Origin of the sequence: Fusobacterium varium, from assembly GCA_021531615.1 — a bacterium.
Taxonomy (GTDB): Bacteria; Fusobacteriota; Fusobacteriia; order Fusobacteriales; family Fusobacteriaceae; genus Fusobacterium_A; species Fusobacterium_A varium_C.
Genome location: JADYUE010000089.1, coordinates 1 through 580, shown reverse-complemented (window position 1 = coordinate 580; position 580 = coordinate 1). Strand labels below are relative to the sequence as shown.

1 protein-coding gene is annotated in these 580 nt (G+C 30.0%); it reads left to right on the top strand.

All coding sequences use genetic code 11. The annotated features are described in order from the left end of the window. The coding region (locus I6E31_12450) for an IS200/IS605 family accessory protein TnpB-related protein (GenBank protein ID MCF2640767.1) at positions 1–507 on the top strand (507 nt) is incomplete at its 5' end. Positions 508–580 lie beyond the last annotated feature (73 nt).

Genomic DNA, 580 nt, shown 5'->3' with positions numbered 1-580 from the left:
AGACAAAAATATCTATATAGTTCTCGCAATAATAAAGTAAATGACTATATGTCTAAAACAGCAAGAAAGATAATAAACTATTGTTTAGAAAATAATATAGGTACTTTAGTATGCGGATATAATGAAACTTTCCAAAGAAACAGTAATATTGGAAAAGCGAATAATCAAACTTTTGTTAATATTCCATTTGGAAAGCTAAGAGAAAAACTTGAATACTTATGTAAGTTATACAGCTTGAGATTTGTAGAGCAAGAAGAAAGCTATACATCAAAGTCAAGTTTTTTTGATATGGATATTTTACCTAAATTTGAAGCTGATAAACCTCAAACTTACTCTTTTTTAGGAAAAAGAATAAAGAGAGGATTATATCAAACTTCAAAAGGTTATATATTTAATGCAGATGTAAATGGAGCGTTAAATATACTAAGAAAAAGTAATGTAGTGGACCTAGAAGTCCTATACAGTAGAGGTGTAGTGGACACACCTGCAAGAATAAGGATAGCATAGCTATCAAACTTCTTTAGAATTACTCTGATGAGTAATTACGAAGCTCCCACCTCTATAGGTGGGAGTAGTTCAC